Origin of the sequence: Neobacillus dielmonensis (genome assembly GCF_000612665.1) — a bacterium.
Classification (GTDB): Bacteria; Bacillota; Bacilli; order Bacillales; family Cytobacillaceae; genus Neobacillus; species Neobacillus dielmonensis.
Genome location: NZ_HG942036.1, coordinates 1 through 8,833, shown reverse-complemented (window position 1 = coordinate 8,833; position 8,833 = coordinate 1). Strand labels below are relative to the sequence as shown.

General features: G+C 39.4%; 9 protein-coding genes. 6 read left to right on the top strand and 3 right to left on the bottom strand.

Annotated features, from left to right (window positions below; translation table 11 throughout):
* Positions 1-181 (top strand): hypothetical protein (locus BN2425_RS22845; protein ID WP_216628797.1); only part of this gene is annotated, 181 nt, incomplete at its 5' end.
* 42 nt (positions 182-223) lie between these two features.
* Here the strand turns inward: BN2425_RS22845 and gntK are convergent.
* From gntK to BN2425_RS03665, 3 genes are all read right to left on the bottom strand, one after another.
* Positions 224-1,768 (bottom strand): gluconokinase, encoded by a 1,545-nt coding sequence (gntK, locus tag BN2425_RS03675; protein ID WP_042455123.1) that lies wholly within the window; start codon positions 1,766-1,768, stop codon positions 224-226.
* Between the two features lie 395 nt (positions 1,769-2,163).
* A complete protein-coding gene (gene ndk / locus BN2425_RS03670; RefSeq protein WP_081797993.1) occupies positions 2,164-2,625 on the bottom strand; it encodes a nucleoside-diphosphate kinase in 462 nt (153 codons plus the stop codon).
* A gap of 105 nt (positions 2,626-2,730) precedes the next feature.
* Positions 2,731-3,612, bottom strand: coding sequence for a LysR family transcriptional regulator (locus BN2425_RS03665; protein ID WP_042455120.1), 882 nt, complete (start codon positions 3,610-3,612; stop codon positions 2,731-2,733).
* Positions 3,613-3,793: 181 nt separating this feature from the next.
* Here BN2425_RS03665 and BN2425_RS03660 point away from each other — a divergent pair, with 181 nt between their 5' ends.
* From BN2425_RS03660 to BN2425_RS03640, 5 genes are all read left to right on the top strand, one after another.
* Positions 3,794-4,420: a trimeric intracellular cation channel family protein gene (locus BN2425_RS03660; RefSeq protein ID WP_042455118.1), complete on the top strand. Its 627-nt coding sequence runs from the start codon at positions 3,794-3,796 to the stop codon at positions 4,418-4,420.
* 46 nt (positions 4,421-4,466) lie between these two features.
* A complete protein-coding gene (locus BN2425_RS03655) occupies positions 4,467-5,651 on the top strand; it encodes a M20 family metallopeptidase (protein ID WP_195891895.1) in 1,185 nt (394 codons plus the stop codon).
* Between the two features lie 267 nt (positions 5,652-5,918).
* Positions 5,919-7,034: a mechanosensitive ion channel family protein gene (locus BN2425_RS03650; protein WP_042455114.1), complete on the top strand. Its 1,116-nt coding sequence runs from the start codon at positions 5,919-5,921 to the stop codon at positions 7,032-7,034.
* 192 nt (positions 7,035-7,226) lie between these two features.
* Positions 7,227-8,153, top strand: a complete 927-nt coding sequence (locus tag BN2425_RS03645) for an alpha/beta hydrolase family protein (protein ID WP_042455112.1) — start codon at positions 7,227-7,229, stop codon at positions 8,151-8,153.
* 299 nt (positions 8,154-8,452) lie between these two features.
* Positions 8,453-8,653 carry a cold-shock protein gene (locus tag BN2425_RS03640; protein ID WP_042455110.1) on the top strand — a complete coding sequence of 67 codons (201 nt, stop codon included), beginning with the start codon at positions 8,453-8,455 and terminating at the stop codon, positions 8,651-8,653.
* The last annotated feature ends 180 nt before the right edge of the window (positions 8,654-8,833 follow it).

The following is an 8,833-nucleotide window of genomic DNA, read 5'->3' as shown; positions in this document are numbered from 1 at the left end:
GCGCAAATCAACAGCCCCCATTAAAAGAGCAAAAAAAAGACTGTCGGCAAAACCGAATTTCTTCGGTTTTGTCGACAGTCTGAATGCTCAGACATATTCGTCTGAGCATTTTTTGCGAGGTTTTAGTATTTCAGAGAAGTTAAGTTACTGTCGGTTCCAGGGTGCCTTATTGTCAGATTAACCCCGAGACATATTCGGCTTGCTAGGTCTAACTGTCGGCTTGTTACCTTACCCGTTTATGCTGAAAGTTAGCAATCGCTTTGTATTCAGGCTCCAGTAGATTGGAAACCCGAATAAAGATAGGGGCCAACTCCCTATAGACTTTTTCATTTTCCTCTATTGGCTGATGAGTATGGGTAGAGCCAACCCACTTAGAGACAATGGAAAAGTCATTAATTTTACCAAGGGCAAACATACCAAGAACAACGGCCCCCAAACAGGAACTCTCAAAGCTTTCAGGAACAACGACTTCTTGTTGGAAAATATCCGCCATCATTTGGCGCCATAGCGCAGAGCGTGCAAATCCTCCGGTTGCATGAATTTTCTTCGGCTTTCCCATCATTTTTTGCATATCTAACAAAACGGCATAAAGATTAAAAATGACTCCTTCCAAAACGGCTCGAATCAGATGCTCTTTTTTATGATGAAGCCCTAGACCAAAGAAAGAACCCCTAGCGTTGGAATTCCAAAGAGGTGCCCGTTCACCTGCCAAGTACGGGTGGAACAGCAAGCCATCAGCACCCGGTGAAACACGAGAAGCAATTTCAGTTAACAGCTCATAAGAATCCATTCCCAGCCTTTTGGCTGTTTCAATTTCTGCGCCTGCCAACTCATCACGTATCCACCGGAAGGTCATACCACCATTATTAACCGCACCACCGATTACCCAATGTTGTTCAGTAAGGGCGTAACAGAAGGTATTTCCGTTCGGGGAAGTGGCGGGTTTGTTAGTCACAGCTCTGATGGCACCGCTTGTCCCAATGGTAACAGCCACAACTCCGGGGTCAATAGCATTTACCCCAAGGTTTGAGAGCACACCGTCCGTAGCCCCAATGATAAAAGGGGTGTCAGCGGATAAGCCAATTTCATTACCGTATTCTTCCTTCAAACCTGCTAAATGAAAAGTAGTTGGAACCAGTTCAGATAACTGATTCTCAGTGATCCCGGCAACCCTTAAGGCTTCTTGATCCCATGTTAGCTCTGTTAGATTGAAAAGACCCGTAGCGGATGCCACTGAATAATCGATGATAAATCGATCAAAGAAACGGTAAAAAATATATTCTTTGATCCCAATAAATTTAATGGTTTTTTGAAAGATGTCAGGATGGTCTGTCCTGAGCCACGCGATTTTGGCTAAAGGTGACATTGGATGAATGGGTGTGCCTGTTCTTTTATAAATCTCCAGCCCATTTAATTCTTGTTTGATCTTCTCTGCCCATTTTGCCGCCCGGCTGTCCGCCCATGTGATGCAGCGGGTTAAGGCTGTCCCTTGATTGTCCATGGCAATGACACTGTGCATCGCGGAACTAAATGATACTAGCTCGAGTTTTGACCGATTGATTGAGCCTTTTCTCAGTGCCTCTTTCATTGCTAGGACCACTGCCCGAAAAATTTCTTCTGGGTCTTGTTCTGCAATAGAGGGAGTAGGGCTGTAGAGAGGATACTCGACGTGATGCATGCTGATAACGGTTCCATTATCGGCAAATAAAACAGCCTTTGTACTTGTCGTGCCAATATCAACACCTAAATAATAAGCTGAGTACTCCATAATAGGTTATAACTCCTTCTAACTTTATAGATGTTCTTCCTCAGGAAGTAACAAGATAAATCCCATTATATTATAACTAAGACTTTATTATAGATGAATGGGGCAGCAAGAATTCGGTTCTTGTTACGCAAATTAAAACGTGTTTCAGGCACTTCTAAGCTCCGATCTAAAAAAGATCCTATTATTTGTACATCATTAAATGAAAAAACCAGCCGACTGGCTGGATGTTATATTTAGGCTCTGTTAAATGATACTGTTGATTTTTTAAACCCTGTTGATTGGAGCGGAGGGCGCTCAACTCCTGCGGGAGTACGGGGCCGAGGAGGCTCCCCCGGGTTAGCTGAACGACTGGAGCGGAAATCAAAAAGCAAAATTTAACAGAGCCTTGTCTAGTCTTAAACAGATTGACGGTCTTCGAATGGAAAATCATCTTGTCCGACACGTCGTTTCAATAGGCCAAAGAAATTTTCAATTTCCCGTTCAGCACTCAGTAGGGAATCAGAACCGTGGATGACATTTTCTTCTTTCGTAAATGCAAAGTCACCACGAATCGTACCAGGCAGTGCTTCCGATGGACTTGTTTTTCCAATCATTAGCCGAGAAACTTCTATAATATTTTCCCCTTCCCAGACCATGGCAAATACGGGACCAGATGTAATAAAGTCTACTAGTTCACCGAAAAACGGCTTGTCCTGATGCTCCATATAGTGAAATTCAGCTCGCTTACGATCAACTGTCATTAACTCTGCGTTTAATAAAGTGAATCCTTTCTGTTCAAAACGCTTGATAATCTCTCCAATTAACCCTCGCTTAACTCCATCAGGCTTAACCATGATAAATGTGCGCTGTAAAGTCATGTAAACACCTCTTAGTAAGAATATGTACTGTCACAGAAACCTAACTCACTCATAAATTGGTGGTCAGCTTGTTCCAATAACCATTATGGCAAAATATAACGAGTTTCATAACCGTGCCTGTAAAAAATCAATCCATGTTTTAGCCGCGTAAGTCCTATAGCCTTCTTTCCGCCAACCAATTCCTAATTCCCAATTAACGGGCTTATCCATTTGAATATTGCAAATATTGTGGTTATCAAAATCTAAAGGTTTCAGTTCATTTTGTGGCAAGATTGTTATGCCTTGTTCCCGATTAACCATTTCAATTAAAAAGTCCCAGTGCGACGTTTCACAGATAATTTTAGGTGAAAAGCCATTTTTATGACATTCCGAAAGAATCAGTTCACGAATTTTATACCCTTCCGGCAGCAGGATAAAATTCTCATTTTGTAATGTCTGCCAACTGACTTTTTCAGCGGTTGCCAGCGGGTGATTTTTTGAGACAATTAATCGTAAATCTCCTTTTAAAAAGATGAAATAGTTAATAAGTGCTTCATCTACCGGTGTATGCACAATAATGACATCCAATTCTCCATTTAAAAGTGCCTTTTGCAACGGTATAGCGCCGCTTTCTGTAAATTTTATGGTGATATTCGGATAGGTCTTTCTAAAATCAGCAATCACTTCTGCAAAAAATTGTGCTCCTATCGTGGATGTACTTCCCATTCTGACAACCCCGGTTTTATTTGTTTTTAGAGCGTCTAAGTCCTGCTGAAGTGTTTCTAATAGATGTTCAATTTGTTGACAATAGTTAAAAAGTAATCTCCCTGTGTCCGTTAATTCGATTTTTCGTATACTTCGAATCAGAAGCTCCACACCTAATTCTTTCTCCAGCTCTTTAATAGCGTTGCTCACACTTGGCTGGGAGGTATATAAGGCAATCGCGGCTTTTGTAAAACTTCCCTGTTTGACAACCTGTGAAAAATAATGCAATTGTTTCAGTTCCATCCTGTCACTTCCATAAGTTTTGGCTATAGGCTTTATAAAGAATCCATATTTATTTTAGTCATATAAATATCTATCATTATAGTGCAGCCAACATGGAAACGACAAACGGAAGAATTAAATAATCTTAATAGGTTTTATTTGCGTTCTTAGGAAAAAATAGGATGGGAATGGAGGGGTTATTTTGACTTGGGATGTACTTAACATGATTGGAACGGTTGCTTTTGCGATTAGCGGTGCCATGATCGCGATGGAAGAGGATTTTGATTTATTGGGGATTTTCGTATTAGGATTGACTACCGCATTTGGCGGGGGAATGATCCGTAACGTATTAATCGGAATTCCTGTTGAAACCATATGGACGCAATATCACCTATTTGATATTGCCTTTATTTCCATCATCGTCGTATTTTTATTGCCGAATATGGTTACTCGATATTGGAACAAATGGGGAACTTTTTTTGATAGCATAGGATTAGCGGCCTTTTCCATTCAAGGTGCAAACTATGCTGTTCAAAGTGGAGCCCCTTTAAGTGCCATTTTGATTGCCTCGACGTTAACCGGAGCTGGCGGCGGGTTAATACGGGATCTCTTGGCACGAAGAAAACCAATGATTTTTTATTCGGAAATCTACGCAGCGTGGGGGATATTAGCAGGTCTAACTATCGGACTTCATTGGGTACATGGCACATCGGAAATCATGACTCTATTAATCATCATTGTATCATTAAGGATGTGCTCGGTTATCTTTAACTGGAAACTGCCAAAGCACTTGAAAAGAAATACAAGGGAGCAAAACATTTCTATCTAATCGTCATTATTAATATTTGTAGAATATGTAGGGGGCAATCGTTATGATGTTAACAGAAATAATGAATAAATTGGAACAAAAAGAATCCCGGATCATTGAGATTCGACGTTACCTGCATGCCCATCCTGAACTTTCCTTTGAAGAAAATGAAACAGCAAAATATATTGAGCAATTCTATAAAGATGTTGATATAGACAAAATCGAACCTCATTTTGGCGGTCAACATGGGGTGGTCGTGACCATTAATGGAGGGAAGCCTGGAAAAACGATCGCTATTCGGGCAGACTTTGATGCCCTTCCGATTGAAGAAGAAACAGGATTACCATTTGCTTCGCAAAATCCAGGAGTTATGCACGCATGCGGCCATGATGGACACACAGCCTATATGTTAATATTGGCTGAGACGTTGGCGGAAATGAAGGGAGAACTGGAAGGAACGATTAAAATTATCCATCAGCCTGCTGAAGAAAAATCCCCTGGCGGTGCACAAGGAATGATTAAGGCTGGTGTATTAGAGGATGTTGATGTCATCTTAGGCATCCATGTAATGTCGACAATGGAAACAGGAGAAATTTATTATCATGCTGGAAACACACAAACAGGTCGTGCCGATTTCACCCTACGGATTCAAGGGAAAGGTGGACATGGATCGTCACCGCATTTGTCCAATGATGCGATTGTAGCCGGGAGTTCATTTGTCATGAACCTTCAAACCATTGTTAGCCGGAGAATCAATCCTTTCGATACAGCGGTTGTTACCATTGGTTCTTTTGATGGCAAAGGGGTTAATAATGTCATTAAAGACGCTGTAACACTGGAAGGAAATGTTCGCTTTATGACCAATGAAACAAAGGAAATTGTTGAAAAAGAAGTTCGGAGATTGGCAAAAGGACTTGACGAAACATTCGGTGTGACAACGGAATTGAAATACTCCAATGATTACCCTGTTCTATTTAATGATCCTGAAGTGACGGAACACGTCAGTCAAGTTTTAAAACAAGTGGATATAAAAGAAGTGAATGAGGTAGCTGAGACAACACCACAGCCACCGTCTGAAGACTTTGCTTTTTATTTGCAAGAAAAGCCGGGTTGTTTCTTCTATGTCGGGGCGATGCCCGATAACAGCCCGTCTTATCCGCACCACCATCCGAAATTTGATATAAATGAAAAATCGTTGCTCATTAGTGCAAAAGCAATGGCTGCTGTTGTCTTATCGTATTGTGGAAAGTGAACATTTCAGAGCTTCTAAAGGCCATAGGGTGCGTTGATTAATTAAGTCAGCGCACTTTTTATTATACATACTACGAATGGTGGGCAAGAACTTACATTCTTTATTTATTAATGTTACAGAATCTGAGACTTTTGATGTATTCAAATATGTAGCTAAAAAAGTTATCATTTGCGATGGAATGACCAGTGTACGAATACTGTTTTTCACTGATTTTTCATCCATTCATGGTTAACTGAATGTAGCAAAAAGAGAGAAGGTTTTTTAGTAATGTATTTTGGTTCACTTGTTTTGGCTTTTTCAACTGCAGATTTGGATTATGACATGTTGAAGCATTTAGGGATTTCTATAGGAATTTTGCTTTTATTTATTCTCTTTAGAAACCTGTTTACCAAGTATGTATTTCAATTGATATTAAAATTGTCCAGAAAGACCCCGACTGAGTTTTTTACACAGATTTGTTTAGCATTTGAACGTCCGTTAGGCTGGGCGTTTATCATTGTCGGTTTGTATGTAGCAATGGAATATTTTCCGTTTATGGAACAACAAAATGCGCTGTTTTTAAAATTTTTACGGTCCATGATTATTGTATTAATTACATGGGGATTGTTTAATCTGACATCACCGACTTCGGGGATTTTAATAAGTGTTAATGAGAAAATTAACAATAAAATTGACCAAATTTTGATTCCGTTTATTTCAAGAACGATTCGTGTCATTCTAATTGCGATCAGTATTAGTATTATTGGTCAAGAATTTAACTATGACGTTAACGGATTGGTAGCAGGTCTTGGATTGGGGGGATTGGCATTCGCCTTAGCTGCTAAAGAAGCCGTAGGTAATCTCATTGGTGGGATTGTGATTGTGACTGAGAAGCCTTTTTCGATCGGAGATTGGATTTTAACACCGAGTGTAGAAGGAACAGTAGAGGATATTAATTTCCGAAGCACTAAGGTTCGAACGTTTAGTCAAGCGCTGGTGACGGTTCCGAATGCCACATTGGCTAACGAACCGATTACCAACTGGAGCCGGATGGGGAAAAGAAGAATCACTTTTGACTTGGCATTAAATTATAAAACAACCAAGGATCAGATTGAAAGAGTTGTAAAACGGATTGAACATATGTTAAATATTCATGAAGATGTCCACCCTGATACGATTATGGTCGCCTTTGATCATTATAATGAAAGCAGCCTCGATATTTTAATCTACTTTTTCACTAATACGACTGTGTGGGCAGAACACCTTAAAATCAAACATGATATCAATTTGAAAATCATGGAGATATTAGAGGGAGAGGGAGTAGAAGTGGCATTTCCAAGCCGAAATATTTACATCTCTCCGCAAACACAAGAAGTACTTGAAACAATGGGGTCTTTTGATTAAATAAATACTACAAGTAAAAGGGATAGGGAAGCAGATGTCTTCGCCTATCCTTTTTTAATGAAAATAAATAGAGTGTGTATTTTGGGGCAGGGGAAACGTTAGTTTATATCGAAAATAAAAAAATAGTAATATTTTACTAGTTGAAAGGCGCAGGTAGTTCAAGTTTTGAAATAATATATGGGGGTTAACAGGATGGCTGAAGAAAAAAGAGTAATAGGTGCTGAAACGAAGCATCCACTTAATGGTATTTTGTCCCTGCCTGATGAACGGGAGGGGGTGGTTCCTGCTGTTGTACTGGTTCATGGTTCCGGTCCTAGTAATATGGATGCAAAAGTCGGAAATGTTGCCTTTTTTAAAGACCTTGCGGAGGGTTTATCGGTTAACGGGATTGCTGTTTTGCGATATGACAAGAGAACATACATCTACGGTAAGGAAATGAAAAGCGACCCTAGTCTAACAGTTAAGGAAGAAACTATTGAAGACACCCTTCTTGCAGTAAACTTGTTACGTCAGGATCCGCGAATTGACCAAAATAAGATCTTTATAATCGGTCATAGTTTTGGGGGGATGCTGGCTCCACGGATTGACGCAGAAGGTGGAAATTTTGCAGGAATCATCATTATGGCCGGTTCACCACGAAAATTAGAAGAAATAATGATGGATCAAAATAACGAGGTCCTGAAATCCTTGAATAGGCTTTTGAGAAAAATAGCGGATAAACAAGTTGCCGCTTTAGCCTCTAAGTTTGACAACATTTATCATTTAACAGATGAAGAGGCTAAATCTACTCCTGTTTTGGGAAAGTACCTCAGAGCCTATTATTTTAAAGAAATGGGCGAACATCCATCCGCAAATTATCTAAAGGACATAGACAAACCTCTTTTAATTATGCAGGGTGAAAAAGATGTCCAGGCATCAATAGAGAAGGACTTTTATGGTTATAAGAATATATTAAGTGAACATCCAAATAAAACGTTTAAACTTTACCCAAACTTGAATCATGTTTTCATGACATCCATTTATGGGGATATTCGGAAAGTTAGAAAGGAATTTAAAGTTTCTCAGAATGTGGAAAAGCAAGTCATCAAAGATATAACGGACTGGATTCTTGCGATTTAAAAAAGTTGTTAAGGTTATGAACTGAATAACAATTAGCTTCCAGTATAACCATCACTTTTGCGGTTGGGGCTAATTTAGGATTAAGTCTTTTTTAATACGAATTCAATGTCCGGTTGGTTCATTTTCAACCAATGAAAGAATTTATTAAATAGCTCCTTGCAATCCTATTTAATTAATGTTATTATTATCAAGAATTATTTTTGTTCGGTGTAAAGGATTTGAATCTTTTCGTCTTGATGATCACTGAGAGCAGAGATAGTATTACGTTGTGTGTTTCTACACACTAGGAGGAAACAATTATGGAAAACGGTAAAGTAAAATGGTTTAACAGCGAGAAAGGCTTCGGATTCATCGAGCGTGAAGGTGGAGACGACGTATTCGTTCATTTCTCTGCGATCCAAGGCGAAGGCTTCAAAACTCTTGAAGAAGGTCAATCAGTTACTTTTGATGTTGAACAAGGTAACCGCGGACCTCAAGCTGCTAACGTTCGTAAAGCTTAATTTAAAATAACCGACGGGCTCCTTTATGGGGTCCGTTTTTTTATGAAAAAAAATAGGATTTTCCTAAATCTGATGTTAAACTATGAATACATTTCATTTACATCCCTGTTCAATCATGAATGGGGTTTCTTTATTTTTGGCTCTGTAAACGATAATGTTAATTTTTTTAACACTGTTGAT

Excerpts from the sequence above, each read along its gene's own strand:
- BN2425_RS03640 (WP_042455110.1), top strand. The coding sequence starts at position 8,453 with ATGGAAAACGGTAAAGTAAAATGGTTTAACAGCGAGAAAGGCTTCGGA.
- gntK (WP_042455123.1), bottom strand. The coding sequence starts at position 1,768 with ATGGAGTACTCAGCTTATTATTTAGGTGTTGATATTGGCACGACAAGT.
- ndk (WP_081797993.1), bottom strand. The coding sequence starts at position 2,625 with ATGACTTTACAGCGCACATTTATCATGGTTAAGCCTGATGGAGTTAAG.
- BN2425_RS03655 (WP_195891895.1), top strand. The coding sequence starts at position 4,467 with ATGTTAACAGAAATAATGAATAAATTGGAACAAAAAGAATCCCGGATC.
- BN2425_RS03645 (WP_042455112.1), top strand. The coding sequence starts at position 7,227 with ATGGCTGAAGAAAAAAGAGTAATAGGTGCTGAAACGAAGCATCCACTT.
- BN2425_RS03665 (WP_042455120.1), bottom strand. The coding sequence starts at position 3,612 with ATGGAACTGAAACAATTGCATTATTTTTCACAGGTTGTCAAACAGGGA.
- BN2425_RS03650 (WP_042455114.1), top strand. The coding sequence starts at position 5,919 with ATGTATTTTGGTTCACTTGTTTTGGCTTTTTCAACTGCAGATTTGGAT.